The sequence below is a fragment of the Halobacteriovorax sp. DA5 genome, assembly GCF_002903145.1.
GTDB lineage: Bacteria > Bdellovibrionota > Bacteriovoracia > Bacteriovoracales > Bacteriovoracaceae > Halobacteriovorax_A.
In genome coordinates this window covers 23,271-48,543 of the sequence record NZ_PPDJ01000012.1, presented here as the reverse complement: position 1 = coordinate 48,543, position 25,273 = coordinate 23,271, and the positions used below count along the sequence as shown (strand labels likewise).

Genomic DNA, 25,273 nt, shown 5'->3' with positions numbered 1-25,273 from the left:
CATGGTGAAATTAGTGAATTCATTCAATATGATTTCTTCATGAAAACAAGAAAGATGAAATCAGTAATCCTAGTATTAATGTTAAACCTCTTAGCTTCGGCAACACTAGCTTTTACTAAAGATAGTGGGAAGACGATTCTAATTTCAGATATCGACGACACAATTAAAGTTGGCCATATCAGATCAAAAGTCGATGCCGTTTCAAACGCCTACCGCACAAATAATATTTTCCTTGGCATGGCCGACCTTTATCACATCATAAAGAATCGCCTTGATGCAGATGTTTTTTATCTAACAAATGCGCCAGAGGAAGTGATGGCATGGTCGCACAATGAACTCCTTAAAAACGGAAACTTCCCAGAGGGAAGCTTGGAAATTAGACCTTTTAAAGTATCGAGCAAGGTATTTAAAGCGCAAAGACTTCAAGAGCTAATCGCTGAGAATAGACCTGATACAGTTATCCTAGTTGGTGATAACGGAGAACACGATAACTCTTTCTATAATGGTATCAAACAGACTTATCCAGGAATTAAGTTTCATACTTTTATACGTGCTGCCTACAACTTTGATGAATCAAATGAACTATACAAAGGTCAAGCAAGTTTTGTTACACCATTTGAAATCGCAGATACTCTTTATCAGAGAAAAGTTTTAGAAAGATCTGATTCGAAAGAGCTCTTAGATAAGCATCTTCAAAATTATATGGAAGAGTACCTTTTAAGAGATAAAGGACAACTTTATACTCCTCACTGGCAAAGATGTTATGGACACGAAGTAAATAGCGGATCAAGCCTATTTTCAACACTACCTAAAGAACTGACAAAGAAGATCTCAATTCTTTGTCGAAATTACGATAACTAGTATAAGATTTTAGATATCAATCCAGCACAATCTACTTGTGCTGGATACTTTCTCTTATGGCATTTCGGTCAACTCGAGAAAAATGCCTTGAATCAACAGGAACTCGGCCAAATTCAACAAGCGCTTCACCAAGATTCCAATCATTTAAGATTTCACTAATATGTTCTTTTATCTTAACTTCACCCTCAACGAGACACAATATCGTATCATTGACTTGAACTAGAGCTGCTCTTTGAACACCATCAATACGGGCCAATTCATTCTCATAGTGAAATGTTGGAACGAGCTTGCCATTAACCTTTAAACAATCTTTGAGTCGCCCAAGAAGATAAATCTGTCCCCCACTCACATATCCAACATCACCAGTGAGGTGCCAAAGTCTTCCCTGTTCATCCCATCTCTTAGTCGTTTTATTGGCTGGATGATTATCAATATACTCTTTAATAACATGAGGTCCACTTAGATAGATTTCTCCCCAAACGACTCCTTCCTGAAAATCAAAACCATTAGCGACCTTATCAATCTTAGTATCTAAAACTTCAATGATATGCCCCAACTTAAGTCCAACTTTCTTATTTGAAATATACTCTTCAATTGGAACAAAACTAATGGGCTCAACTTCAGTAGAGCCATAGATAATATGAATCTCAACCAACGAACAGGCCCTATCGAATTGTTCCTTCACAAAACTTGCATGCTTTGTCGATATTTCAGCACCACCAATAATAATACTTCTTAACGATGGAATTTTGATATCATTTGATGCAAGGTAATCAGCAAGTCTTTTGATAATCATTGGATTAGCACTAAATCGTGTGACACCATATTGATTCATTTGCGCAATAACCCTTGAAGCATCAAACTCAGCTAATTTACGATAGTCGATATCTGGGAAAATTGTGGTGATTCCAAGGCCCAAGTTTTGTAGAACAAGAGTTGGGAAAAATGGCATATCAACTTCATCTTCTTTATGTAGCCAAAAATATTCTGAGACAATCTTTTGTGATAAAAAGATATCAAGACTTCGATTTGCAGCCTTAGGTCTTCCAGTAGAGCCAGTTGTAAAAGAAATAAGTGTCTGAGCATCTTGCTCAATTGGTGTTTGCGAGAAATTAAGATTATCTTGCGCTCTAATACTTGTTAAAGTTTTAGTAAAAAGACAATTTTGATCAAACGTAAAGCGCTTCATTTTCCACAGAGCAGGAATTAAAGGCGTCCATTTTAAAAGCTCTTTAACTGAGATGATCCCTTGAGCATTTGCATCTTCAATGGCCTGCTTAAGTTTATCCTTTGGCATAGTAGAATCAATTGAGACGACAACTGATCCCATATAGAACAATGCCACCATTATCTGATAAAGCTCCAGTCGCAATGGAATGAGTACGATAACTCGATCCCCTTTCTTTATTCCAGCATCAGATAATGTCTTTATCCATGCCCCAACCTGAGACATAAACTCGCCATAGTTCTGATCTTTATTTTGATAGATCAAGCATCGCTTTTCTAAATTATTTCGAAAGTGAGAATCCAGGTAGTGACATCCATTTATCGGTATACCTTCGTAACCCAGTTCTTGCCTTATATCTTCAATTTTTTTCATATGATAATATTAAATGAAAATAATATAATTTGTAATGTTAGGTAGTAAATGTATCTATTAAGTAAATTTGATTCTCTTCTTACAACAAAAACACAAGTTGGTGGTAAGGCCTATAACCTTGCTAAGCTTGAAAAGTGTCGTGTTAATACACCAGATTGGTTTTGTATCACTAGTGATTACTTTCAAACATTAGTTGACCAAAATGAGGTATTAAAGCAACTCATTGTAAGCTACACACAACTTCAATTTATTGATGATTTAAAAGAACTAATCGCAAAAATTCATGCTGAAATTGATAAGTGTGAAATTTCCATTATTGATGAAGTTATGGAGAGAATTAATCCTAATATTCACTATGCTATTAGAAGCTCAGCTGCTGATGAGGATGGTAGTCACTTCTCTTTCGCTGGACAATTAGAGTCTTTTCTCTATGTTCAAGGAAAAGATAAAATAGAAGATGCCATTAGAAATTGTTTTAAAAGCAACTTCTCTCTAACGGCCCTTACATATCGCTTTAAAAATCAAATCCATCAATCGACACCTAAAATGGCCGTCATCATTCAAGAAATGATTGATCCTGAGAAGTCAGGTGTTCTCTTTACGGCCAATCCAATTAATGGATACAGAGACGAGATGCTTATTTCAGCAAACTACGGTCAAGGAGAAGGTGTTGTAAGTGGTGAATGCAATACTGATGAATACACAATCAATGACCTTGGTATCATTAGAGATGAAATTAGAGAAAAAGACTTTAAGATAATTGCTGACTACGAAAACAAAACAACAAAGAAAGTTGAAGTTACAGGAAATGATATCAATTCAAGTGTCTTAACTCACGCAGAAATCATTGAGTTAAATAAACTTGCCCTAAATATTCTTGCATTAAAGAAGAAGCCTCAAGATATAGAATTTTGTTTTCAAAATGGAAATATCTATATTGTCCAGACACGAGATATCACATCTCTTCCAATGGATAAGCGTGAAGACTTCGCCAATGTTTTTGATAACTCAAATATCCAAGAGTCATTCAATGGAGTTACAACGCCCCTAACTTTCTCTTATGCCTCAAAGATGTACTATAAGGTCTATCATCAACTACTAGGCTTAACTGGGCTAAGTGAAGAAGAGTTAAAAAAGCACGAAAAAAGACATAAGAATATGATCGCTCTTATTGAAGGTCGAGTATTCTACAATATTCAATCTTGGTATAAAGGGCTCCTTTTGCTTCCGTCCTTTAAACAATCTAAAGGAGATATGGAGAAAATGATGGGGATTACAGACCCTGTCGACTTTATTGAAGATAAAGACCTACCTTTATGTGAGAGATTAAGAATGTTACCAGGTCTGATAAAAACCTTTGGAAGTCTTCTTTGGTATTTCTCAAAAATAGATAAAGTTGTTGCCGACTTTATGTCTGATTTTTATAAAGTTTATAATGACATTGATTTCACCAAACTCAATAGACTTAATCTTACTCAACTCTATGATCTAACTGAAGAGCTCGATCAGAAGATCACGAGTAAATGGCACGCTCCACTTATAAATGACTTCTACGTTATGATGATGAATGGAAAGATGTATCGCTGGATGGATAAGCTTGGTGTTGAAAATGCCGATATCACTCTTGGAAATTTATTATCAGGAGAACATGATATTGCCAGTACTCAACCAACTAAAGAACTTTTAAAAATAAGTGATGAAATTAAGAAATGCGATCAAAATCTTAAGGATCAATTCCTAAAACTAGAAAATTCAAAAGTTATGGACTTCTTCTACATCAACAAAAAGGCCATTTTTGATTTATGCCAAGATTATATCGAAAACTATGGTGATCGCACAATTGGTGAGCTTAAGCTTGAAAGCTTATCACTGAGAGAAAGCCCAGACTTTCTCATCAATATTCTAAAAAATTACGTGATTAAAGAAAGCCTAAGTTATGAAAGCTTCATTGCAAATGAGCTTGAACTTAGAGAGTCTGAAGAAAAAAAGATTGAGCCAATAGTTAAGAAAAAGCTTTCAATTTTTGGAAGAAAACGTTTTTATAAAGATCTGGCAAAACTTAGAAAGGCCATTCGTTATCGTGAAAACACAAGACTTCTTAGAACAAAATCTTTTGGTATCTCACGTCAAATTTACCGTGAAATGGGAAATCAATTAGCAAACTTCAATCTAATCAGTACACCAGATGATATTTTCTTTTTAACTCTTAGTGAAATTGAAGAACTAAAAGATGGGCGTATTGTTCAGACAAATCTAAAAGAACTAATAAGCTTAAGAAAGTCTGAGTACGATTCATATGAAGATGAGGAACCTGGTCATCACTTTAAGACATTTGGCTTCGTTCACGCAGGAAATAAATTTATCTATGAAGGCAATACAAATCTTGATCATGATGGTGCATTAAAAGGTATAGGATGTTACCCAGGTCACATCACAGGAGAGGTTGCCCTACTCTTTAAGCCGGATGATGGAATTGATGTTAATGACAAGATTCTATGTACAGTAAGAACTGATCCAGGATGGGCACCATTATTTCCGTCAATCAAAGGACTACTTGTAGAAAAGGGATCGACACTTTCTCACTCAGCAGTTATTGCTAGAGAACTTAAGATTCCTACAATCGTCGGAGTTCCAGGAATTACAAAAATTGTAGAAAATGGACAAGAGATTGAAATGGACTGTGAAAAAGGTCTAATCAACTTATTACAAGAAAACCAAGAATAATAAAGGCCTCATTAGAGGCCTTTTCTTTATGAAACTCTTTTATAAAATCTTATGTCGTAAACTCCGACCTTTTCTTTCTTTATAAGATCTTTAAATTCAGCTGTGATATCTTCAAAGCCTTCTAGTTCCGGCGTATGGACACGTAGATAATAACGGACACAAATAACTCCACCAATAGCAATTGATGGCCTTGCCTTCTTAATAAAATCCTTACCTAGTTTATCATCAAAGTAACTAGGAACATCTGAGTAAGAAAAGTAATCAAATTGATACTTACCACTTTCAAGCTCCGCAACCACATCACCAATATGATAATTAACTTGCGTTGTCTCTATGCACTCTTTAAGCTTAGAATAATTTCGACATCGAAGGGGTGTATTTGTCAAAGTAACTTCACCAAAAAAGCACAGGCTTAAGAAAAAATTATCTTTAATAAGATTGTTTTTAAATAAACGAGCAAATCGGTTTCGATAAAATTTCACATAACTTTCTGGGATATTCTTTCTAATGAAGTCACCTCGATACAAGAGAGAGTTCATTAAGGCCTTGTTTCCAACAATTGATAAAACAACTGTCCACTTAACCTTAAAGCTTACTGTATCCATTATATTCAATTGCTCTTGAATTGTTTTACAATTTCTAAGGGCCTCAATAATACGATGTCCTAAAATTTTACGACAAAGCTTTGAAAAGGTAATAAATGTTTTTTCCCATGATCCGGCAAGTGCCGCAATTTCATTGGCCTCAAAATAATCATTAAGTCCAACATTAGCACCAACTGTTTTTAAAATCGCGGAATCATCATGGTATGCTCTTAAATAATCCACTTCTTCAAGTGCAAGAATCGCCTTCTCATACGCTCTTGCCCATTCAATCTGAAGGCCCGATACATCAAAGAGGTCTAACTTTGAGTCAGTATTTGTAATAAGGTATAACCCTCTTGGTCCTGCACCACAAATAGAGCCAATTTTTTTAGGAGAAAGTTTTTCACAAACTTTTGACTCCATCTCAATATCTTCATTTGCTAGTGAGTAATTTAATTTGTCAGTAAAATATTTTGCCATGTCACAATTATAGTTGTTTTCATTATATAATGGTACAAAGAAAATAAATTCAGATGAGGATGTATGAGCAAAGATATAAGTCATATTACAATAGAAGATTCATTTATTAAGAGATATTTAGCTTGGTCAAACGAGCGCTTCCCAATGGCCAATGTCATCTCCGGTCTAATAACTTTCTTTGTCATGAGTCGCCTTGCTCTATTCTTACAAGATAAAGCATTAGATTTTACACCATTAGATATCCTAGGGGCAGTTGCTGTAGTCGGACACTACTTTGTCTTAAGAGTATTTGATGAACATAAAGATTTCAAAGTTGACTGTATTAATCACCCAGAGCGTGCGCTTCAAAGAGGCCTCATTAAACTTTGGCACCTAGATATTATTGCTGCAGTTTTTACTATTATTGGATTAATTTATTCTGCTTTAATTTCAAATAATTATTTAACGCTTATTTGCTACGGCGCTGTTTATCTGTGGTCCATACTTATGGCCAAGGAGTTCTTTATTGGTACATGGCTAGAAAAGCGCTTAACGCTTTATTCAATTAGCCACATGCTCGTTTCTCCTCTTATTATTATTTGGATTATGTCGGCAAAATGGCAAGTTCCTACATTTGAATTCTATGTTTATCTTATTCTTGCCATGTCTTTTGCATCAGGTTTCTCATATGAATTTACAAGAAAGACTCGTGGCCCTGAAGAAGAGACTGAAACACTTGATTCATATACAAAGATTTATGGCACAGGTGGAAGCGTTCTCATTATCACATTAATGAATATGATAACTCTTGGATGTTTTCTTTATCTCATCCCACTAATGCCGAATCTACGATCAATTCTAGCAGCAATGGGTATCGCAGGTTTTGCAGCTGCTCAATCGACACTTTTTAAATATTTAAAAAAACCAAGTCTTGAAGGACGTAAGAAGAATGAAAAGTCATTCGGACTCTTCGCTCTCCTACTTTATATCGCTCTTATTGTAGGTGTTTATGCAAATTAATTTAGACCGACTTACCCAAGAGCAAAAACAAGAGTTCCTACTTTTTAAAGATAACGAAGCAATCTCAAGTATTGAACAATTTGTTGATGGCGATGCTTCAGCAATTTTCTTTCTTATTGGTAAGCAAGCGTACTTTGGTTTTTGTAATGGGAAGCTATCACAAAGCTTTATTGCGGCCGCCAAAGATTATCGTGAAAAGTATGGAAGCGAAAAGATGGTTGGGCCATTAAATCTTTCTACATATAATAGCTACCGCTTAAAACAGAATGAAGATCTACCTCATCACTTAATGGAGCCCCCTTACGACAAAGAGTTGTACGAATTATTGAATTCTCATGGTGAGATCTTTGAGAGTTATGTAACTTATGAAATTAATGATTTTGATAAGCTCTTAAAATGGTCTGAGCAATTTGATGAAATTGATGATTCACCAATGACTGAAAATTATGACCTTAAAGTAATTGATGGACAATTTTGGCTTGATAACCTTGAACGATTTTACCAAAGTGCTGACCAAGTTTTTGGAGAGAATATCGCCTACTCACCAATTTCATTTGAAACATTCAAACTTAAGTATGGCCAACAAGCGGCTGGCCTTATTTGTCCTCATACCTCACGTGCTCTAATTTCAAAAGCAGACAATTCAATTATTGGGATCATCCTAAATTTTGTGGATCCCACAGCAACAAATATAAAGAGGCTCTTAATTAAGACTATGGGAGTCCATCCAGATCATCGTTACATGGGGCTAAGCTTCATTTACCTACTTAAGGAAATTATCCCCCAAGTAAGATCTCATTATGAGCAAGCTTATCTATGCTTGATGCGAGACGGGAACCTTCCCTCACTATTTGCGAAAGATATTTCGCAGAAAACTCGCTACTATCAACTTTTCGCCCTCTAACTCATTGATTTTACTGATACAAAACTGCCGTCTACTGTGTAGACGGCCATAGTACAATTTTCAATCAAACGTTCTCGTTCATCTTTATAAGCTATATTTGAACTATGAAGATCAATGAAATTAGCACAAATTCAGCTTCTGAGCAGGAAGCAAAAGTCGTAAAGCAGAAGCTTTCGGCCCCATCTCGTTTTGACTACTCTGAAGCGGCAAGGCTAAATCGTATTGCGATTTTAGAGGCCCAGTGTGGGGAAAATCTCGACTCAATTCAAATAACAGACCTAGATGGATTAAACCTCAAAGGTAATATCGAGTCTTATGCTGGAAGTATTTCAATTCCAATGGGAATTTGTGGGCCATTAAAAATTAATGAGAAAGGTGAAAAGGAAGATTTATATATTCCAATTGCAACCTCAGAGGGCGCTCTAGTTTCTTCGATCACTCGTGGTGCACTTGCTGTTTCTTTAAGTGGTGGCTTCAAGGCCAAGGTTTTAAGAAAGCGTATGTACCGTGCTCCTGTTTTCACATTTGATGATATTGACCATGCTGATGAATTTATCTCATGGCTAGAAGATAACTTCGATACGATTAAAAGTATTACTAAAAAGTATTCAAACTTTGCAGATCTAAAAAAGATCAAGCCAGTTCTTATCGGTCGCAATGTTCACGCGAAATTTATCTATGAGTGTGCCGACGCTTCCGGACAAAACATGACAACTGTTTGTACGTGGCAATCATGTCTTTGGATCAAAGAAGAGCTTTTAACTTCAAAAATTAAACTTGTTGAATTCTTCTTAGAAGGAAATGGTTCAAGTGATAAGAAAGTTTCTGTTGGTTCTGCAATGCAGACTCGTGGAACATATGTAACTGCAGAATGTGTAGTACCAGAAAAAGTATTAAAGCGTATTCTGAAAACATCAAGTACTGATCTCATCAATCTCTACTTAAGATCACTACCTATTACTCGCCTTGAAGGAATGACAGGATATAACGTAAACGTTGCCAACGCTGTTGCGGCCATTTTTGCTTCAACAGGACAAGATCTTGCTTGTATTCATGAGTCATCAACAGCTGTTCTAAATTTTGAAAAGCACGAAAAAGGTTTATACGTAAGCTTAACTCTACCTTCACTAGTTATTGGAACTGTTGGTGGTGGAACTGGACTTGGCCACTATAAAGACTGCTTAAAGTCGATCGGTTGTGCAGGAGCAGGAAAGGTCGAAAGGTTTGCAAAAATTATAGCTGGTGCGGCGCTATCTCTTGAGCTTTCAACAATGTCGGCCATCTGTGGTGGACAGTTTGCTTATGCACACGACAAGCTTGGTAGAAATAATCCGAAAGATCAGCTTAAAACGAAAGATATCACAAAAGAATTTATCAATGAAAACTTCACTGATCAGTCAACTTTAGTGAAAGAAAGTGAGTCAATTGAACACGACCACAAGATTAATATTGAAAATGGAATTATCACTGAAGCTACTTCAAGAGTGGTAAACAAATCTCTTGGTTTTACATCACTAGAGATCAACAAAGAAGATAAAATAATTCTGAAGTCAAAACCACTTGATACTGACGTAATTGCAGGTTTTGCGGCCATTGCAGGTTTTGCGGATAGTGATATCAGAAGAAAATTCATTAAAACAATTCACAATAATGAATTTACGAAATGTCATATTAGAGAAATTGAGGCATACCGTATGGTTTCAAAGGACTTCTCTCGCTATATGCCAGAGCTTCATGGAACATATATAAATGCTCAGAAAGAAGCATACCTTCTTCTTTTAGAAAATTTAAACTTTTCTCAAATTGAGTTAATGAACACTCAAGGATGTTTAGAATTATGGATAAGCTCAACTCGTGAATTAATTTTTGATGCTATATCTAAGATTCATCAGAACTTTGCAAATTCACAAGAAGTTTCTGAGTCGTCTCTTAACCTTGGAAAAGTAAATATTGATAAAGACTTAACGAAATCAATTATCACTTATATTCGTGCACAAAACTACATCAGTGCAAAGTCAGAGGAAAAGTTAGAAGAAGTTCTAAATACTTTTGAACAATGGTCAAAGATCATCAACGAAGGTCCAAAGACACTTACTCACAACGACTTTAATCCAAGAAATATTTGTTTTAAAAATGGTCGCCCATGCTTCTATGACTGGGAACTATCTCGCTACAACTCTCCATATAGAGACCTTGTGGAATTCATGAGCTTTACAACACCAAGTGGTGAAATTGCGAATGATATAAATTATTACTTCTCAAAAGATGGGCTTGAACTATCTAAGCAAGAAAAACTAGAAAATATGTTATCTTGTGCAAATGAATATCTACTTAACCGAGTCCTATTCTACTATGTAGGCCACAGTGTAAATGAATATGAGTTCATGCCACATATCTTCAATAAAACACTTGAGATCATCTCATACCTAGAAGGTCAGCTGAATGCGTAATCTCATCGACAAGCTACTTTCAAATAAAGATCAAGAAAAGAAGGTTCTCTTCTTTTACAAGAACTTTAAGCTTGCTAGCTCACTTTCTATAAATGAGCTTATGGAGAAGGCCCGTGTCATTGCTTCTAAAATTAAGGCAAATGATATTACTAAAAAAAATATAATTCTTTCATTTGAAAATGAAGAAAACTTTGTTACTTACTTCTTTGGTATCATCCTATCAGGTAACGTACCTGTACCAATGGCATCAAGTGCCTTAATGTTAAAAGATGATTACCAAGAATTACTATTCCAATTCGCATCTGCGGCACAAACAAAGTATATCGCAGCAAAGAACTCTCCAGAGGGCTTTACAAATATAGCAAAATTTAATGACGCTGAGATGGCAACACAATTTGCAAATCCTGAAAGCAGTGAAACTTGTTTTATTCAATTTTCTTCAGGATCAACTTCTGCACCAAAAGGAGTTGTGATAAGCCATAGCAATCTACTTGCAAATAATGATCAAATTAATCAAGGGATCAAATTGAGTGATTCTGACTCTATTTGTACATGGCTACCTCTTCACCATGATATGGGGCTGATAGGAAGTCTTCTCACTGCTCTTTTAAAGAATCTTGAATGTCATATTATTCGTACTCAAGACTATGTCATTGCGCCTCATAAATGGCTTCACCTTGTTTCAGAAACAAAGTGTAGTGCACTTTGTATCCCAAATTCAGCATATTATGTTTGTGCAACTAAAATCCCAGAAAAGAAGTTAGAAGGTCTTGATCTTTCTCATATACGCTTTGCTCAATGTGGAGCTGAGCCAATTAAGGCCAATGTTTTAAAGGCCTTTAGCAATCGTTTTGAAAAATATGGCTTCAATACTAATGCCATTATGCCAGTTTATGGACTAGCAGAAGCGACTCTTGCAGTAACTTTTCATGAGGTTGGTACACAGTTTGAGACAGTCACGATTAAAGATGAAGAGTTTATTTCTTGTGGAAAAGTTCTAGCACCGACTCAGCTTGAGATTAGAAATCAACACCAAGGTGTTGGTGAAATCTATATAAAAGGGCCATCAGTATCGACTAACTATTACGGTAGAGAAACTCATCTCGAAGATGGATGGCTAAACACAGGAGACCTAGGCTTCTTAGATGAAGAAGGTAGGCTCTACGTAACAGGACGAAGTAAAGATCTCTTAATCTGCAATGGTGTTAATATCTTTGCAAATGACATCGAGTTTATGGCCGCAAAGGTACCTGCGGTAAAGCTTGGGCGTATGGTTGCTTTTTCAATTCAAACAGATAAGAGCGAGAAACCTCACCTCATCATTGAGCTAAATGAGAAGTCAAAAGAGGCCCGTAACAAAGTCAAAGAAGACGTGGCAAATGCTCTAAAATCAAAATTAGCACTCACAGAAGACAATATTTCAATAGTGCCAGAGCTAACTCTTAAAAAGACAACTAGTGGGAAAGTAAAACGCCAAAATGCCCAAAAAAGATACATGGCCGGAGAAATTACAAAAATCGAGAAAAATTATCGATTTAATCTTATAGTATCTCGCTACATAAAAAATAAATTTAAGTTTAATTTCTTAATTAAAGAGAAATTGGGATAAATAGATGAAAGAGCAAATTTTAAAATATTTGAATGAAGCAATTGCTGAAGTTAGTGATGAAAAAGAGATCACACTGACTTTAGAGACTAGCTTTATCACTCTTGGGCTTGATTCTTATGATGCCATGTCATTTATTGGGCGTCTTAAGGAAGATTTTGAAGAACTACCTGTAACAATTTTTTTACAGTGTCAAACAACTCAAGATCTAATTAATTACTTAGAAAAAAATCATAACGAAGAACTGAGACAAGTACTTTCATAATTGGAGCTAAGATGGAAACAAGACTTATTAGCAAATTAGAAAAACTTAATAAGCAATCTGTAGAGCGTGCTTTCACTGTTGATGCACTTGATTGGTCTAAACCAATCGATAAGAATCTCAAGTGGACACCAGAAGAAATGGTCACTATCTCTTACTTACCTAGTTATGATCTGCTTACTGAAGCACAAAAACTTAGATTCAATCAATTAATTGGACTCTCTATTTGTGAGCAATTTATTTGGTTTGAAAATGTTCTTCTAAATCCGGCACTTAAAAGCTGTAAAAGAATCTATAAGCTTAATCCTCAAATGACTGAGGCCATTGATCACTTTATGGAAGAAGAAGATAAGCACGGTGAAATCTTTCTTAGAATGCTCATGAAGGCAGAGCCAGAAAACTATTCGAAAGAGAGACCTCTTCGTATTTTTAAACTTGGCCCAGTTCAAAACTTTATCATGAAGGTTGTTACGACATTTCCAAATATCTTTCTATGGTGGATTTGGATTGCTCTATTCTTTGAAGAGAGAACATTAGATATTTCTAAAAAATACAATAAGGCCCTTAAGGCCGGTGAAGTGGACTGGAACTTTTGGCAATGCCACTACTATCATATGCTTGATGAAGTAAGACATCAGCAAATTGATGAGTGTTTCCTTGCAGCTTTTTATGACAAAGCAAATCCTATTCTTAGAAAGATTAATGCCAGCGTTTTTGTGAAATTCATTTCGTCATACTTTGGTCCAAAGAGACTTGCAGGAAGAATTCTAGAGCTAATGCAAGAAGAGTTCAGCGATCTTTCACAAGAGACAGTAAATCAATTAAAGGGTGAATTTGAGTCACTTCGTACAAATGTAGAATTTCAACGAAGTGCCTTTTCGAGACAGGGGCTTGGCCGTACTTATGAGCTACTGGCCAAATATAATGAGATGGATGGTTTTTGGGATCTACTGCTTGAAGAAAGCAAAGAAGATCACATCGGAAAAAATCGATACGTACGTGGTACGCATTCGACAATTCTAAACTAGCCAAATAAAAAAGGGACCGCAAACGGTCCCTTTTTTTATTGTAAATCTCTTTTTAAGCTTGTTAGTAATTCATCTAAATCAAAAGGCTTATAAAAGAAACGAGTCACCCCTTCCTTCATAGCTTCTTTCAAAGAAATATCAGCTTGACCTGAAACAAAGTAGAAAACTTTTTCTTTTTGGCTATCGTTGCTATTTGTGCAATCAAGGACAACCTTTCCATTACCATCTGGCATTTTATAGTCAGAAATTATGGCATCAAATGTTTTCCACTATTGATAAGCTTTACAGCGCTATTTCCAGAGTTGGCGCACTCTGTCTCATAACCTTCAAACTCAAGCTCTTCGGCCAATAGTTCTAGAATATCTGGTTCGTCATCGACGATTAAAACTTTGTACGGCATATGTTAATTCTCTTCTAAACGTTAACAACGTAATTATAGTCATGCATCCTATTATAAACAGGATATTTTGTAAAATAAAATACATTGAGAAACTATATCTCTTAACCATCGAGGCCAAGGCCTTGTTATTTAAGATCGTTTCAACAAAAAATGGCGCACTGCTATAGTAAAAATCAACAAATGCTGCCCCTAGCGTCGTCTTCATCAAGTACTCATCGCGAATGACACGAAAGTAATTCAAGACATAATGATCTCTTTGAAAGCCTGCAGTCACGAGATAGCACTGATTTTGCGACAAAAGCTTTTCAATTGGCTTCGGTTGATAATTTCCAGTTTGCGTGGCCAAATCAGCATTACTCACACTCCCTGGACCGATATAGCCAAAATGATCAAGATATGAAATTGCCGAACTGTAGGTAGTATTATTAGTAAGGTTAGTTACCTTTACATTACCTTCATTTGATTGATCTTCAACAATTCTAATATCATTAATATTTCTCGTTACAACTCCACCGCCACTTTGCACGTAAAGGGCCATTCGAGAAATATAGGCACCATTACCACCATGATCACCGGTGTACTCAATAACAGCAGTCTGATCCCCTGCATATGTACCAATAATGTTAAGTGTTGCACGAGTTCTAATATCAGTAGCTGCTGCACTAATAACAAGCTTAAAGTAGATTGCTCTACCAACAGCATCCGGAATCTCTACTTCTTCATTTGAGCTGTAATCAGTATCATTAGGCATAAAGAATAACACTAATTCAACACTGTCTTTAATAGAAGCGATAGAGTCTGTAATACCAGCACAATTTAGCTCACTCGTTGAACAGATATCTGCAAAACTTACAAAGGGAGCTTCAACTTGAGAGCTTGGTATTTGAGTAACAATTCGAAAAGCAGGATTTGAATTGTCGTTATCTTTTAATGCAACGTAAAGCTCTTCATTAGTGTAAGCAAGTGAGTCAACATCTTGTAAGTAGAGACCACCTAACTCAGATGTTTCATCTGCCAAGTTTGGGCTTAGCCCCCCAGAGTCTGCAGTATAATAAGCAAAATCTTGAGTTCCCGTCCCAAGGCTTAGGGGAACATAAAGAGTAATCGCGGCTTCAGGAGTGGAACCATCCCCACCCAAATTATAAAAAAGCTCATTTAAGTTCTCACCTGTAGAATTTCTCAAGTAGAAGATTGGCTCAGTTTTGTCATCCAGACTCAGAGACGCACCGTAAGCACTAGTGATTGTAAGGTAAAGAAAAATGAAGATTTTAAATAATTTCTGCATAGTAAAATTATGGGTTAAGTTTTATTCATGGTCAAATAATTAAAGATTTGGCATGATAATCAAAATAGTTAAGTTGTTTAAATGACAAAGGTTTGGATCAAATTATGAAATATATTGTTCTCTCAATACTTCTGCTAACTTCTTGTATCGGAACTGATGGAATCAAGGATCAGAGAAAAGTTATTGGCAGTATGGCAACCGCCCTTTCTAAGAAGTACCCAAGCGTTGAAAATATCGACTGTGACTACCTAAAAAGACGCTTACGTTTAAAAGATAATCGCCTCGTAATTGTAGATGCACGAGATATTTATCAATTTGAAGTTTCTCACATTGAACGCGCAATTCCTTTATCGAAGCTTCATGAAGTCTATCCTCAACTTCAAGGCAAAGAAGTTGTCGTCTACTCTACAATTGGAACTCGTTCAACGAAGGCAATACTCGAGCTCTCTAAAACTAATCCTAATACAAAGTTTACAAATTTATTTGGTGGAATCCTCGAGTGGCTACAATGTGGCCAGAAGATTTATCTAATGGGTAAGGAAACAAAAGAAATTCGCTTCGAGAATGACGCCTGGAATATCATCCCAGAAGGATACAAAGCAATTCTCCCATGAAAGTAATAAGTATCAATGGCCAAATTCTAGAGCGAGAAGAAGATGCAAAAATATCTGTACTTGATCGCGGCTTCCTCTACGGTGATTCTGTCTACGAAGTAACGGAAGTTAGAAATGGTAAAATTGGTTTTCTAAAAGAGCACCTTGAACGCTTACAAAACTCTGCTTTAAAGATGCACATGCATCTTCAACTCAACTTTACTGAATATGAAAAGCGCATTGTAGACGTTGCAAAGAAGCTGCACGAAGCAGGTCATGACAGATGCTATATACGATTAATTGTCACACGAGGAGAGGGAGAAATTACTCTTGACCCGCAAGCGGCCAGTAATCAAAATGTCATTATCATCGGTAAAGAGCTTCCTGAAAATCCTAGCACTTGGTATGAAGATGGTGTTGAGGTAATTATCGCTTCAACTCTTAGAAATCCAGTCAAGTCGATGGACCCAAATATCAAATCTGGAAACTATCTTAATAATATCCTTGCATATAACGAGGCCAAAGAAGCAGGCTACTTTGATGCCATCATGCTTAACCAAGATGGCAATGTCACAGAATGTACAACGAGTAATATCTGGATAGTAAAAGATGGTATTTTTAAAACGCCCCCTATTGCAGCTGGACTTCTTAAAGGTATTACCAGAGAAAATGTTATTCGTATTCTTGGCGAACAAGGCATCCCATTTGAAGAGGTAAACTTCACGGGAAGTGAGCTTAAAGAAGCTGACGAATGCTTTCTTACATCATCAACAAAATACCTTGTTCCAATTGTAAAAGTTGACGACACAACGATCGGAAATGGAAAACCTGGAAGTAAAACTATACAAGTGCTTGATATCTTTAAGTCTGAACTCTGAAACTTATATAATATCTAATATTTACATCCTTTCCCATTGACAATAGTGGCCATTGTTCGCTATAAAGCTTCAGTTACATCCGAAAATATTAAGTAAGATTGATGGGCCTAAGGCGTTAGCCTTTGAGATGTGATGTAACTTTTCCTTGTCCCTAAAGTCTTTTTTATTCAAAAGGAGCCAACAATGGCAAAGAGTACTACAGCGAGATCACGCTTTAAAATCCAAAGAGCACTAGGTGTTGAACTTCCAGGTCTTGGTAAAGCTGGTGCATTAGCACGTCGTCCATACGGACCAGGTGTACACGGTAACAAAAGAAAGAAAATTTCTGACTACGCCGTTCGTCTAAAAGAAAAACAAAAACTAGTATTCCACTACGGTCTAAGAGAAAAGCAACTTGTTACTTACGTTAAGCAAGCTAAGAAGAACACTGCTGGTAAGCCATGGATGGAAGTACTTCTATCTAACCTTGAGTCAAGACTGAACAACGTAGTTTTCAGACTTGGATTTGCACCATCAATGATGGCAGCTTCTCAAATGGTTTCTCACGGACAAATCCTAGTTAACGGAAAGAAAGTTGACCGTTCATCTTTCATCGTTGGCCAAGGTGATGTTATCTCTCTAACTGAGAAAGGTTATAACAACCAACTTTACAAGCAAACTCAAGAAACTCCACGTTTCGCAGCAGTTCCAGCTTGTTACAATGTTGAAGGTACAGATAAGAAGAAAGCAACTATGGTTGCTGCTCCTCTTGAATCAGATGTACCATTTGAATTCAACTCTCAGCTAGTTATTGAGTACTACTGGAAAGTTAAGTAATAGAAATAAAAGAAGGCTCCTTACGGAGCCTTTTTTTATGTCCAGGATGGACGGTATGTCGACGAGAGGCAGGAGCCGATGTCGACACGAACTGCATAAAGACTACTTATTCCGAATCGCTGTCGAACTTAGCTCTTGATACTCATGAGGCTTAAGATAGATCACCTCAAGCTTTGAATTAAACTCTTTTATCTTAGCTTCCACTTCCCTATACTCATCCATTTTCTCATCACGAGGCACAACATAGATTTTTGAAAGCAGCTGACATACTTTTTCAACTTCATACCATTTTAAAAATGAGCCAAATGTATCATCACCCATCAACCAATTAATATTTGGGTATTTAACCTCTTGCAGCCACTCATATGTGGGTCTTCTAAGCTTCTGGGCCCAAAAGCCCGTATAGATAGGAAATCGAGCTCCTGTGGCATCTTTGATCTTTAGATACTCTCCGTACGGATCCTCTTGTTCATTGGACTTCCAAGGGCTGTAGTCTAAGACAATGATAATATTGTCTTCAAACTCACTACATTGATTTAGACACTCAAGATGCCCTTGATGAAATGGATGAAAACTTCCTCCAAACAATGTAACTGTCGACTTGGTCTCAGAAGAATAAAGCTCTACACTATTGGCTATTTCATCTAATTTGGACATTACTTAAAAATCTTTTTCTTGAAGTGTCTTTCTTCCGCTTTGCTTTGCACGCTCGGCCGCAGAATCGCATTTTACTCTAATGATATCAGACAAGATTTCCATGACATTTGCAGAAGTATTTAGGCCATGCTTATCCTTAATATATTTCTTAAGTTTTGAGGCCACAATTAAGATATCTTTATCAGCAAGGTTAAGAGTTTTTTTATCACTTGAAACTAGAATGCGACGAGGCTCTTTCCTGTCTTTCGACTTATTTTCTTCGCTCACGTTATCTCCATTTGAGTTCATTAAATAATCAACTTTCACATATATCTCCAAGTCTAGTATAATATTAGTGTAACTTAAATTTAAATCTAATAAACCAACGAGCAAAATATGAAGTTCTCTTGCGAATTTAACGATATTGAGTATTTTTTCACTACTGAAATCGGCCCAGACACAAATGATAAATACCATTTATTTCTATCTGGTACAAAGCTTACGAAGTACCAAAATAATGAAATGAAATTTCATACATTAACGATAAATGCTAAGTATGAAGGTCAAGAGCTTAACTACTTTATCACTGGTATCCCCCTGTCTCTTGATGAAGAAGAGCAAATGGAAGAGCTAGAGGATTTCTTTGAGGCCAAGGAAATTTTTGAAAAAATAGAAGATGCCTTTGAGCTTCTTTTAAGTGAGCGCAAAGCACCTCCATGGGGTCTAAAGGAGTATAAATAATGAATCAACAACAAGGAATTCTCCCTAATAACTCTCACAGTAAAGTCATGGGATATCTATTGTGGCTTTTTGGATTTATGGGAGCTCATCGCTTCTACTATGGTAAGCCTATCTCAGGAACGATCTGGATGCTAACACTAGGCCTTTTAGGGCTTGGCTGGCTAGTAGATATCTTTCTAATTCCTTCTATGGATGAAGAATGTGATAATCGCTATTATGAGGGCGTCCTTGATTATAATATCGCTTGGATTCTTCTAACATTTCTAGGTGTCTTTGGATTTCATAAGTTTTATCAAGGAAAGATTCTTATGGGGATACTCTATCTTCTAACGGGTGGCTTCTTCCTCTTTGGCGTTCTTTATGACTTTTGGACACTTAATGAGCAAATCGACGATATCAACAAAGGTATAGCATAAAAAAGGCCCTCACACAGAGGGCCTTTTCATTTAGTTAATTTTGATTTAATTAAAAACCACAACGTCCTTGATAAAGGTAAACACGGTCGTAGTCTCTAGAAGTTGCATCAAAAGTCGAGTAAGTTTGACCAGCATCTGCAACATCAATTCTAAATACTTTAGAAATAATGTCATCACGGTACTCAACAAAACGACGACCTGGGTAGCGACGATATACTGTCGTACACTGTCTTCTTCTACTGCTACAAACAACTTCAGGAATAGTAATTTCACAGAATTCATCACGGTGGCGAATTGGTCCACGCTCGATATCAGTTGTGATCGTTCCATGAAGATCATAATTTAGAGTTGTGTCGGCCTTATCAAGTGTAAACTCTCCATTACTTGGAAGCTTAAACTTCTCATCGAATTTAACAGTTAGCTTTTCACCAGCAACTTGAATCTTAAGCTTTCTCTTACCGATAAACTTCAGCTTAGCTTTGTACTCACCTTGAGCAAGTGAAATACTATCATCTTTAGACTTAAGCTCTACAGCAGAGTCAACTGCTAGAGTACCTTTAAATTCAGTCTTACAACCAACTAATAGCCCTAGTAATAAGGCAAATGTAAAAAATCTCATATCCCCTCCATATGATGAAAATAAAAATAAATTGTATTTAAAATACAAAAAATGGATTGTCCATACTTGCATAAGTGCCATGAAATTTATACTTATTTCGAATCTAAACAAAAAACTGATAAAGAACATGTTTTCTATTTCATATTTGTAGTAAGTTAATACTGGACAATTTTCTTAAATTGTTTAATATTGACGCAATATCGACTACTTAAACGGAGACCCCATGGAAAACACTAAAGTTTACGAGACGTCTATTGTTCCTAAAGGTGAAATGCTAGAGCCAGTTAGAGATACAGCATATATTGCATCTTCTCTGACGATTGAAGTTCTTCACGTTATGACTTTCTTTGTGATCTTTGCCTTCATCTTTGCTGGAATTTGGAAAACAGCAGTTAGAATGGAGAAAAGAGAAAAAGAAGGATCTAAATCTAAAGTTACTGCTTAATTAAAATTCAATATGAAAAGTTACTGGCCCGTCGTTATGTATTACGACGGCCATGCTTTCTCCAAAGACTCCCTTCTCTACAGGGACAGTGTTTTTTAGTATCTCAACAAACTCATCAAATAATTTATTTGCAACTTCAGGCTTGGCGCTTCCATCAAAGCTTGGTCGATTACCTTTCTTACCATTCCAAGAAAGAGTGAATTGTGAAACCGCAAGAATACTTCCTTCAATATCCACAACAGAACGATTCATTCTTCCTTGCTCGTCTGCAAATATTCTTAAAGCAAGGATCTTCTCACAAGCCTTTTGGATTGTTTGTCGGTTGTCGTCATGTTCAATACAGACTAGTAAGTGAAGGCCCTTAGATATCTGGGCCACAACTTTATTATTTACTTTTACATTAGAACTAGAGACTCGTTGAATAACTACTTTCATTAAACTTGCTTATACTCTTCAATTTGTTTTAATTCATATTGTTTTTTAAGGTTCTTAATCTTCTCTTCGTAACTTGAAACAAGTTGATCTCTAAGTCTTTGCGAGTCGCTCATTTGTCTCTCTAGCTTTTTCTGAGCAAGATTAAGTTTTCTTCTCATATCTGTATTGTGATCTGCTGTCATCTTCTGTTTTTCAAGATTATGATTATGGGTCATACGAGATGTTTTTACTTCATTTTCTCTTTTTACCAATTTAAGGCGAGTGTTAAAGTCGTCACGAAGCGCTTGGAATTGTTTCTCATACTGATCCTTAATATGATCCAAATTTTCCTTCATTTCGCTTCTTTGCATACGAGACTGTTCTTGAAAGAATTCACTTTCAGACTGCTGCTTTCTCTTTGAAGTTGTTCTCAGCATATATAGCTTTTCTTCAGCATCAGCAATTGACTTCTTTAAGTGCTCTTCTTGAACTTGAAATTTACTTTCATATGATGCCTGGATATCAGAGATTTTCTTATCCATTTCTTGGCGATGAGATTTTAGTGTATCTGCATACATCTCGTGATTACGAGCATTGATCTCTTCTTTTTCTTCTCTAAATGAATCTTGCAAAGACTTAACTGTTTCGAGATTCTTCTCTTCTGTACGAATAAGATTATTTCTAAAGTGATTTCTCTGGCCATCCATCAACTCACGAAATTGATTTTCTTTTTGAACAATATTGTCTTCAGCAACCTTTTTTTCATAAGAAATATTTCTATTATATTGGGCCTTTTTAATTTCATGCTGTCTTTGAGAGCGAGCTTGTATCTCATCAGCATTCGCTCTGGTCTCACTTTGGAAATCGGCCATACGGGCCTGTTGCTCACGAGACTGATCCTTAACTCTTTTTGTTACCGCATTGTCTTTTTCAACTAACTTATCCTCAAAATCTTTAATGACTTGAGAGTTAAGCTCTTTTAAGCGATCTATCTTTTGTTGAAATTTATCTTCAACACCTTTTTGCTCCATTTGGCTCATCGACTGAGAATTTTTGAAACGAGCAATATCGAGATCATGATCACCTTTGATATCTTCTCTTTTACTAACCTGATCTCTGATTAACTCAGAGACCTCTTTTTCATGACTGAGTCTTTGGTCTTGTAGAGACTTTTGCGTTTTCATATGAAGATCGCGAGCAATTTGATCAACACCTGCTTGCTTTTCATTAATTTGACGAAGATAAGATTGGTTTGCTTCTTCCAATGCATTTTTCTTAGAAGCAACTAAGAAGTCCTCACGTCTCTTGCCTTCATCGACAACTTTTCTAAGATTTTTGTCAGCGGCATTTTTAAGGTCACGATTCTCTAGAGAAAATTGTGACTTAAGCTCATTTAATTGGTCACGATTTCTTCTTACTTGTGCTTTTTCACGGGCAGCGAAGTCAGCATTAAGCTTTTGATTTGATTCACTCGTGTGCTCATTTAATTGCTTAATCGTATCTTGGAAACGGTCTTGATTAAGTGCAATTCGCTCTTGTGATCTTTTATTTTGTGACTCTAAACTACTTTCGTATGTAGTATCTCTTTGTTCAATAGTATCTGCATAAGCTTGTTTTAAGGTAGCAAGCTTTTCGTCGAATTTAGACTTTTGATCAGTGGAAGTCTTATGAAAGTCTTCTCTAATTTGCTCATTTCTTTCGCGAAAGAATTCTTTTGACTTGGCCATAGCAAGCTTGGCCTTCTTTGCAGCTTCATCAAGTTTTTGCTGATTATCCTCAATAAGGGCCTGCTGCTTCTTAGCGTGCTCATGCTTAATATTATCGATTTTATGAGAATTCTTATCTTGAATATTTTGAAGATTGGACTGATAGCCTTCACGAATATGATTGAGCTGCTTTCGCTGCTCCTGATTCATTTGAGTAATTTTCTTAGAGTAATCTTCGACTTTCATAAATTTACACTACCGCCCGTCCTAAAAATTATACCTTCTTTATAGTCTCGCGTTCACTAGGCAAAGAGTGTCATGCCTAAATAGCTGATTTTTCGGTTGTGCTAAGATATTTCAATGAATAGTATAAGTGATGATAAGAAGTACGATAGTTTCCTAAATATGTGGAGAACACTAGTTTCTCTGACTCATCTCGATAATATTGTTTCAGAACAAGAAAAAACTCTAATTCAAGACTTTATCAACAATGCCAAGCTTGAAGATAAAGATAGACTTCAGCTAAAAGAAGACCTGATTCAAAGACATCGCCCAGATGAATTCATTCATAAAGTAAACTACCCTGCTCACTTAAGCCAACTCCATCACCTAGCAAATATTGTCTTTCGCTCTGATGAGCTCGACCCAAAAGAAGAAGCATTTCTTAAGAAAATCCTCGATGATATTGAGGCGAAGATTGGTATTCTTAACGCTACTACCCATAGCGCTCATGCTATAAGTGAGCTCAATAAAAACAATCTAAAGAATACAGTAAATGGACCAAAAAGTGCATTTGCAGAGATCATTCGCTTCTTTTCGAAGTAGCGACGAATCCCTTTTTATTGGGCCTGATAAAACTTCCTAGACTATCCTCTTTGTGCTAAGTTAATGCCAAAATATTCACAAAAAGGATTAATAATGACTAACTCAGAGCTAAATGATTTCTTAGAGAAATATGGAAAAATGTTTAGGCCAAATCCATGGCATGGTATCAAGACTTGGGACAATGAAGATAAGAAAGTTCTTAATGCTTATATCGAAATTACTCCTAACGACCGCGTGAAATATGAAGTTCATAAAGAAAGTGGATACCTAATGGTAGATCGTCCACAGAAGTTCTCAAATATTATTCCACAATTATATGGATTAATCCCACGCACTTACTCTGACTCAAAATCAGCAAGCTTTGCTGAAGCAGAAACAGGACGCACAGGAATTGATGGAGATCATGATCCAATCGATATTTGTGTACTTGCGGAAAAGAATATTGTTCAAGGTGATATCCTAGTTAACTGTATTCCTGTTGGTGGTTTTAGAATGCTAGATGGTGGTGAAATTGATGATAAAATCATCGCTGTACTAAAAGACGATGCAATGTTTGGTCACATCACTGATATCGATCAAGTTCCTGCTGCTGTACTTGCAGAACTTAAGCACTACTTCCTAACTTACAAGGAAATCCCTGTAAAAGATGGTGAAGCTAAAGTAGAAATTACAGAAACATACAATGCTGAAACAGCAATGAAAGTTATCAACCTCGGCGTAGAAGACTATAATGAAAAATTTGTTAAATAATTACAAAGGGTGCCTTATTGGGCACCTTTTTTTTGCCCTACTAATTTCCCTTAATACTCTTGGATCTTCTTATATTGTTAATAAAGAACATTCAAAATTAAAGTTCAGTGTTAAGTACATGGCCTTGACTGATGTTGAAGGTCAATTTGACGATTACACAATTTACTTTAAGAAAGACGATAATACGATCTCTGATCTTCAAGGTGAGATCATCGTTAAGAGTATCAATACTTTTGATAAGAAAAGAGATCAGCACTTAAAGAAAAATGAATTCTTCAATGCTGAGAATTTTCCAATTATCAAATTTAAAAGTGCTCAGGCCATTGTTTTAAAAGACAAAAAGGCCGATGCAAAGCTAGCGATAACAGTAAAAGAAAAAACGAAGACTGTTCCTGTTAGCTTAAAATATCTTGGTAAGCGTACTGATCCTTGGACTAATAAAGAAGGGATCTACTTTGAAGGAAGCTTTAAGATCAATCGTTTTGACTTTGGTATCAACTGGAGTAAAAACTTTGACGGCGGACTTGTTGTTGGTGAAGAAGTTATCATCAACTTTACGATCGAAGCCTATCAATCAAATGATAAGCCGGCTTTTTCTCGCTTTTACCTTCCAACAGAATCAGTAAAACGTGAAGTCTCTCTGGATGCTCAGACATCCGGAGGGCCTCTCATCCTTCCAAGTGGAAAAATCACAAAGAACACGACAGCAAATGTCGCTCCTGATAGTGACTATACTGAAATTTCAAATATCCTCCTGACACTTGTTTCAACAGGTATTCTATTTATTGTAACCATCGTTTTTGGTATCTGGGGACAGGCCAAGCTAGTTAATTATTTAGAAGAGAAAGGAATGTCAGAAAATGTTACACTCCTACTATCAACAATAATCGTAACATCTTTTATTGTTGCATGTATCTACATCACTAGTGAATACACGGGTGTAGGAACTCACCCTCTTTTTAAGCGTTAACGAACCTTAAGATAACCTTAAGAAACGGGGCTTTAGAGCATTTCTTAAGAAAATCTTTACTTGTTCACCTTTAATCACTTGTCTTAAAATTTCTTCATGAAGAAGGAGATAGAGTTTATGACAATTGAAGCAGTTGAATACAGAGTAGTAGATGGAATTATTTTCACAAAGGATATAGATGGATTATTTCGTCAAGAATACGATATCCCTCTAGACCATATTCGTACATTGAAGTTCAGGTTCTCTGACATCGATTATGACGATTATAACTGTTATTAATT

The 25,273-nt window shown here is 36.2% G+C and carries 28 protein-coding genes; 18 read left to right on the top strand and 10 right to left on the bottom strand.

Going from position 1 to position 25,273, the window contains the following annotated elements; all coding sequences use genetic code 11:
- The first annotated feature begins 39 nt into the window (after window positions 1-39).
- Window positions 40-861: a phosphatase domain-containing protein gene (locus C0Z22_RS14790; RefSeq protein WP_103219146.1), complete on the top strand. Its 822-nt coding sequence runs from the start codon at window positions 40-42 to the stop codon at window positions 859-861.
- Window positions 862-892: 31 nt separating this feature from the next.
- On the opposite strand, the gene C0Z22_RS14785 is transcribed toward C0Z22_RS14790, so the two are convergent.
- Window positions 893-2,461: an AMP-binding protein gene (locus C0Z22_RS14785; protein WP_103219145.1), complete on the bottom strand. Its 1,569-nt coding sequence runs from the start codon at window positions 2,459-2,461 to the stop codon at window positions 893-895.
- 48 nt (window positions 2,462-2,509) lie between these two features.
- On the opposite strand from C0Z22_RS14785, the gene C0Z22_RS14780 reads away from it, so the two are divergent.
- The gene (locus C0Z22_RS14780) at window positions 2,510-5,185 is read left to right on the top strand and encodes a PEP/pyruvate-binding domain-containing protein (RefSeq protein ID WP_103219144.1); all 2,676 of its coding nucleotides are present in this window, start codon (window positions 2,510-2,512) and stop codon (window positions 5,183-5,185) included.
- Window positions 5,186-5,211: 26 nt separating this feature from the next.
- On the opposite strand, the gene C0Z22_RS14775 is transcribed toward C0Z22_RS14780, so the two are convergent.
- Window positions 5,212-6,249 (bottom strand): DUF3419 family protein, encoded by a 1,038-nt coding sequence (locus C0Z22_RS14775; protein ID WP_158246947.1) that lies wholly within the window; start codon window positions 6,247-6,249, stop codon window positions 5,212-5,214.
- Between the two features lie 63 nt (window positions 6,250-6,312).
- Between C0Z22_RS14775 and C0Z22_RS14770 the strand changes: the two genes are divergently transcribed.
- The 6 genes from C0Z22_RS14770 (at window position 6,313) to C0Z22_RS14745 (ending at window position 13,498) form a co-directional block, all read left to right on the top strand.
- Window positions 6,313-7,248 carry a hypothetical protein gene (locus tag C0Z22_RS14770; protein WP_103219142.1) on the top strand — a complete coding sequence of 312 codons (936 nt, stop codon included), beginning with the start codon at window positions 6,313-6,315 and terminating at the stop codon, window positions 7,246-7,248.
- Entirely contained in the window at window positions 7,238-8,152 is a 915-nt protein-coding gene (locus C0Z22_RS14765) for a hypothetical protein (RefSeq protein WP_103219141.1), read from the top strand. The genes C0Z22_RS14770 and C0Z22_RS14765 overlap by 11 nt, the downstream gene beginning before the upstream one ends.
- Before the next feature lie 104 nt (window positions 8,153-8,256).
- Window positions 8,257-10,602, top strand: a complete 2,346-nt coding sequence (locus C0Z22_RS14760) for a phosphotransferase (RefSeq protein WP_103219140.1) — start codon at window positions 8,257-8,259, stop codon at window positions 10,600-10,602.
- Entirely contained in the window at window positions 10,595-12,211 is a 1,617-nt protein-coding gene (locus tag C0Z22_RS14755) for an AMP-binding protein (protein WP_103219139.1), read from the top strand. The genes C0Z22_RS14760 and C0Z22_RS14755 overlap by 8 nt, the downstream gene beginning before the upstream one ends.
- A 4-nt stretch (window positions 12,212-12,215) precedes the next feature.
- A complete protein-coding gene (locus tag C0Z22_RS14750; RefSeq protein WP_103219138.1) occupies window positions 12,216-12,473 on the top strand; it encodes an acyl carrier protein in 258 nt (85 codons plus the stop codon).
- Window positions 12,474-12,484: 11 nt separating this feature from the next.
- Window positions 12,485-13,498, top strand: coding sequence for a diiron oxygenase (locus C0Z22_RS14745; protein ID WP_103219137.1), 1,014 nt, complete (start codon window positions 12,485-12,487; stop codon window positions 13,496-13,498).
- A gap of 35 nt (window positions 13,499-13,533) precedes the next feature.
- Here the strand turns inward: C0Z22_RS14745 and C0Z22_RS14740 are convergent, their stop codons facing one another.
- The 3 genes from C0Z22_RS14740 to C0Z22_RS14730 are packed head-to-tail and all read right to left on the bottom strand — an operon-like array spanning window position 13,534 to window position 15,183.
- Window positions 13,534-13,731 (bottom strand): hypothetical protein, encoded by a 198-nt coding sequence (locus C0Z22_RS14740; protein ID WP_103219136.1) that lies wholly within the window; start codon window positions 13,729-13,731, stop codon window positions 13,534-13,536.
- 14 nt (window positions 13,732-13,745) lie between these two features.
- Window positions 13,746-13,898: a response regulator gene (locus tag C0Z22_RS14735; protein ID WP_103219135.1), complete on the bottom strand. Its 153-nt coding sequence runs from the start codon at window positions 13,896-13,898 to the stop codon at window positions 13,746-13,748.
- Complete coding sequence (locus C0Z22_RS14730) at window positions 13,870-15,183, bottom strand: CFI-box-CTERM domain-containing protein (protein ID WP_103219134.1); 1,314 nt, start codon at window positions 15,181-15,183, stop codon at window positions 13,870-13,872. The genes C0Z22_RS14735 and C0Z22_RS14730 overlap by 29 nt, the downstream gene beginning before the upstream one ends.
- Window positions 15,184-15,287: 104 nt before the next feature.
- On the opposite strand from C0Z22_RS14730, the gene C0Z22_RS14725 reads away from it, so the two are divergent.
- The 3 genes from C0Z22_RS14725 to rpsD all read left to right on the top strand — a co-directional run bounded on the left by C0Z22_RS14725 (window position 15,288) and on the right by rpsD (window position 17,470).
- The gene (locus tag C0Z22_RS14725) at window positions 15,288-15,797 is read left to right on the top strand and encodes a rhodanese-like domain-containing protein (protein ID WP_103219133.1); all 510 of its coding nucleotides are present in this window, start codon (window positions 15,288-15,290) and stop codon (window positions 15,795-15,797) included.
- Entirely contained in the window at window positions 15,794-16,654 is an 861-nt protein-coding gene (locus C0Z22_RS14720; protein WP_103219132.1) for an aminotransferase class IV, read from the top strand. The genes C0Z22_RS14725 and C0Z22_RS14720 overlap by 4 nt, the downstream gene beginning before the upstream one ends.
- A gap of 183 nt (window positions 16,655-16,837) precedes the next feature.
- Window positions 16,838-17,470 carry a 30S ribosomal protein S4 gene (gene rpsD / locus C0Z22_RS14715; protein ID WP_103219131.1) on the top strand — a complete coding sequence of 211 codons (633 nt, stop codon included), beginning with the start codon at window positions 16,838-16,840 and terminating at the stop codon, window positions 17,468-17,470.
- Between the two features lie 102 nt (window positions 17,471-17,572).
- Here rpsD and C0Z22_RS14710 read toward each other — a convergent pair whose 3' ends face one another.
- Window positions 17,573-18,127, bottom strand: a complete 555-nt coding sequence (locus C0Z22_RS14710; protein ID WP_103219130.1) for an adenylyltransferase/cytidyltransferase family protein — start codon at window positions 18,125-18,127, stop codon at window positions 17,573-17,575.
- Window positions 18,128-18,130: 3 nt separating this feature from the next.
- Window positions 18,131-18,433, bottom strand: a complete 303-nt coding sequence (locus C0Z22_RS14705) for a hypothetical protein (RefSeq protein ID WP_103219129.1) — start codon at window positions 18,431-18,433, stop codon at window positions 18,131-18,133.
- A gap of 69 nt (window positions 18,434-18,502) precedes the next feature.
- Here C0Z22_RS14705 and C0Z22_RS14700 point away from each other — a divergent pair, with 69 nt between their 5' ends.
- Window positions 18,503-18,847 (top strand): hypothetical protein, encoded by a 345-nt coding sequence (locus tag C0Z22_RS14700; RefSeq protein ID WP_103219128.1) that lies wholly within the window; start codon window positions 18,503-18,505, stop codon window positions 18,845-18,847.
- A complete protein-coding gene (locus tag C0Z22_RS14695) occupies window positions 18,847-19,263 on the top strand; it encodes a TM2 domain-containing protein (RefSeq protein WP_103219127.1) in 417 nt (138 codons plus the stop codon). Before C0Z22_RS14700 ends, C0Z22_RS14695 begins: the two co-directional genes overlap by 1 nt.
- A gap of 49 nt (window positions 19,264-19,312) precedes the next feature.
- On the opposite strand, the gene C0Z22_RS14690 is transcribed toward C0Z22_RS14695, so the two are convergent.
- Window positions 19,313-19,882: a hypothetical protein gene (locus tag C0Z22_RS14690; protein ID WP_103219126.1), complete on the bottom strand. Its 570-nt coding sequence runs from the start codon at window positions 19,880-19,882 to the stop codon at window positions 19,313-19,315.
- Window positions 19,883-20,105: 223 nt separating this feature from the next.
- On the opposite strand from C0Z22_RS14690, the gene C0Z22_RS14685 reads away from it, so the two are divergent.
- On the top strand, window positions 20,106-20,327 hold the full coding sequence (locus tag C0Z22_RS14685; RefSeq protein WP_103219125.1) for a hypothetical protein: 222 nt from the start codon (window positions 20,106-20,108) through the stop codon (window positions 20,325-20,327).
- On the opposite strand, the gene dtd is transcribed toward C0Z22_RS14685, so the two are convergent.
- Both dtd and C0Z22_RS14675 read right to left on the bottom strand, forming a co-directional pair.
- The gene (dtd, locus tag C0Z22_RS14680) at window positions 20,328-20,762 is read right to left on the bottom strand and encodes a D-aminoacyl-tRNA deacylase (protein WP_103219124.1); all 435 of its coding nucleotides are present in this window, start codon (window positions 20,760-20,762) and stop codon (window positions 20,328-20,330) included.
- Entirely contained in the window at window positions 20,762-22,693 is a 1,932-nt protein-coding gene (locus tag C0Z22_RS14675; protein WP_103219123.1) for a hypothetical protein, read from the bottom strand. The genes dtd and C0Z22_RS14675 overlap by 1 nt, the downstream gene beginning before the upstream one ends.
- Window positions 22,694-22,807: 114 nt before the next feature.
- Here C0Z22_RS14675 and C0Z22_RS14670 point away from each other — a divergent pair, with 114 nt between their 5' ends.
- From C0Z22_RS14670 to C0Z22_RS15940, 4 genes are all read left to right on the top strand, one after another.
- Entirely contained in the window at window positions 22,808-23,272 is a 465-nt protein-coding gene (locus C0Z22_RS14670; RefSeq protein ID WP_103219122.1) for a hypothetical protein, read from the top strand.
- A 93-nt stretch (window positions 23,273-23,365) separates the two neighbouring features.
- Window positions 23,366-24,022, top strand: a complete 657-nt coding sequence (locus C0Z22_RS14665) for an inorganic pyrophosphatase (RefSeq protein ID WP_199177579.1) — start codon at window positions 23,366-23,368, stop codon at window positions 24,020-24,022.
- The gene (locus C0Z22_RS14660; protein ID WP_103219121.1) at window positions 24,003-24,992 is read left to right on the top strand and encodes a YceI family protein; all 990 of its coding nucleotides are present in this window, start codon (window positions 24,003-24,005) and stop codon (window positions 24,990-24,992) included. The genes C0Z22_RS14665 and C0Z22_RS14660 overlap by 20 nt, the downstream gene beginning before the upstream one ends.
- Before the next feature lie 96 nt (window positions 24,993-25,088).
- Window positions 25,089-25,271, top strand: coding sequence for a hypothetical protein (locus C0Z22_RS15940; protein ID WP_146037917.1), 183 nt, complete (start codon window positions 25,089-25,091; stop codon window positions 25,269-25,271).
- Window positions 25,272-25,273 lie beyond the last annotated feature (2 nt).

Coding starts and splice junctions, on each gene's coding strand:
- C0Z22_RS14790 (WP_103219146.1), top strand. CDS start 40: ATGAAAACAAGAAAGATGAAATCAGTAATCCTAGTATTAATGTTAAAC.
- C0Z22_RS14785 (WP_103219145.1), bottom strand. CDS start 2,461: ATGAAAAAAATTGAAGATATAAGGCAAGAACTGGGTTACGAAGGTATA.
- C0Z22_RS14780 (WP_103219144.1), top strand. CDS start 2,510: ATGTATCTATTAAGTAAATTTGATTCTCTTCTTACAACAAAAACACAA.
- C0Z22_RS14775 (WP_158246947.1), bottom strand. CDS start 6,249: ATGGCAAAATATTTTACTGACAAATTAAATTACTCACTAGCAAATGAA.
- C0Z22_RS14770 (WP_103219142.1), top strand. CDS start 6,313: ATGAGCAAAGATATAAGTCATATTACAATAGAAGATTCATTTATTAAG.
- C0Z22_RS14765 (WP_103219141.1), top strand. CDS start 7,238: ATGCAAATTAATTTAGACCGACTTACCCAAGAGCAAAAACAAGAGTTC.
- C0Z22_RS14760 (WP_103219140.1), top strand. CDS start 8,257: ATGAAGATCAATGAAATTAGCACAAATTCAGCTTCTGAGCAGGAAGCA.
- C0Z22_RS14755 (WP_103219139.1), top strand. CDS start 10,595: ATGCGTAATCTCATCGACAAGCTACTTTCAAATAAAGATCAAGAAAAG.
- C0Z22_RS14750 (WP_103219138.1), top strand. CDS start 12,216: ATGAAAGAGCAAATTTTAAAATATTTGAATGAAGCAATTGCTGAAGTT.
- C0Z22_RS14745 (WP_103219137.1), top strand. CDS start 12,485: ATGGAAACAAGACTTATTAGCAAATTAGAAAAACTTAATAAGCAATCT.
- C0Z22_RS14740 (WP_103219136.1), bottom strand. CDS start 13,731: ATGCCAGATGGTAATGGAAAGGTTGTCCTTGATTGCACAAATAGCAAC.
- C0Z22_RS14735 (WP_103219135.1), bottom strand. CDS start 13,898: ATGCCGTACAAAGTTTTAATCGTCGATGACGAACCAGATATTCTAGAA.
- C0Z22_RS14730 (WP_103219134.1), bottom strand. CDS start 15,183: ATGCAGAAATTATTTAAAATCTTCATTTTTCTTTACCTTACAATCACT.
- C0Z22_RS14725 (WP_103219133.1), top strand. CDS start 15,288: ATGAAATATATTGTTCTCTCAATACTTCTGCTAACTTCTTGTATCGGA.
- C0Z22_RS14720 (WP_103219132.1), top strand. CDS start 15,794: ATGAAAGTAATAAGTATCAATGGCCAAATTCTAGAGCGAGAAGAAGAT.
- rpsD (WP_103219131.1), top strand. CDS start 16,838: ATGGCAAAGAGTACTACAGCGAGATCACGCTTTAAAATCCAAAGAGCA.
- C0Z22_RS14710 (WP_103219130.1), bottom strand. CDS start 18,127: ATGTCCAAATTAGATGAAATAGCCAATAGTGTAGAGCTTTATTCTTCT.
- C0Z22_RS14700 (WP_103219128.1), top strand. CDS start 18,503: ATGAAGTTCTCTTGCGAATTTAACGATATTGAGTATTTTTTCACTACT.
- C0Z22_RS14695 (WP_103219127.1), top strand. CDS start 18,847: ATGAATCAACAACAAGGAATTCTCCCTAATAACTCTCACAGTAAAGTC.
- C0Z22_RS14690 (WP_103219126.1), bottom strand. CDS start 19,882: ATGAGATTTTTTACATTTGCCTTATTACTAGGGCTATTAGTTGGTTGT.
- C0Z22_RS14685 (WP_103219125.1), top strand. CDS start 20,106: ATGGAAAACACTAAAGTTTACGAGACGTCTATTGTTCCTAAAGGTGAA.
- dtd (WP_103219124.1), bottom strand. CDS start 20,762: ATGAAAGTAGTTATTCAACGAGTCTCTAGTTCTAATGTAAAAGTAAAT.
- C0Z22_RS14675 (WP_103219123.1), bottom strand. CDS start 22,693: ATGAAAGTCGAAGATTACTCTAAGAAAATTACTCAAATGAATCAGGAG.
- C0Z22_RS14670 (WP_103219122.1), top strand. CDS start 22,808: ATGAATAGTATAAGTGATGATAAGAAGTACGATAGTTTCCTAAATATG.
- C0Z22_RS14665 (WP_199177579.1), top strand. CDS start 23,366: ATGACTAACTCAGAGCTAAATGATTTCTTAGAGAAATATGGAAAAATG.
- C0Z22_RS14660 (WP_103219121.1), top strand. CDS start 24,003: ATGAAAAATTTGTTAAATAATTACAAAGGGTGCCTTATTGGGCACCTT.
- C0Z22_RS15940 (WP_146037917.1), top strand. CDS start 25,089: ATGAAGAAGGAGATAGAGTTTATGACAATTGAAGCAGTTGAATACAGA.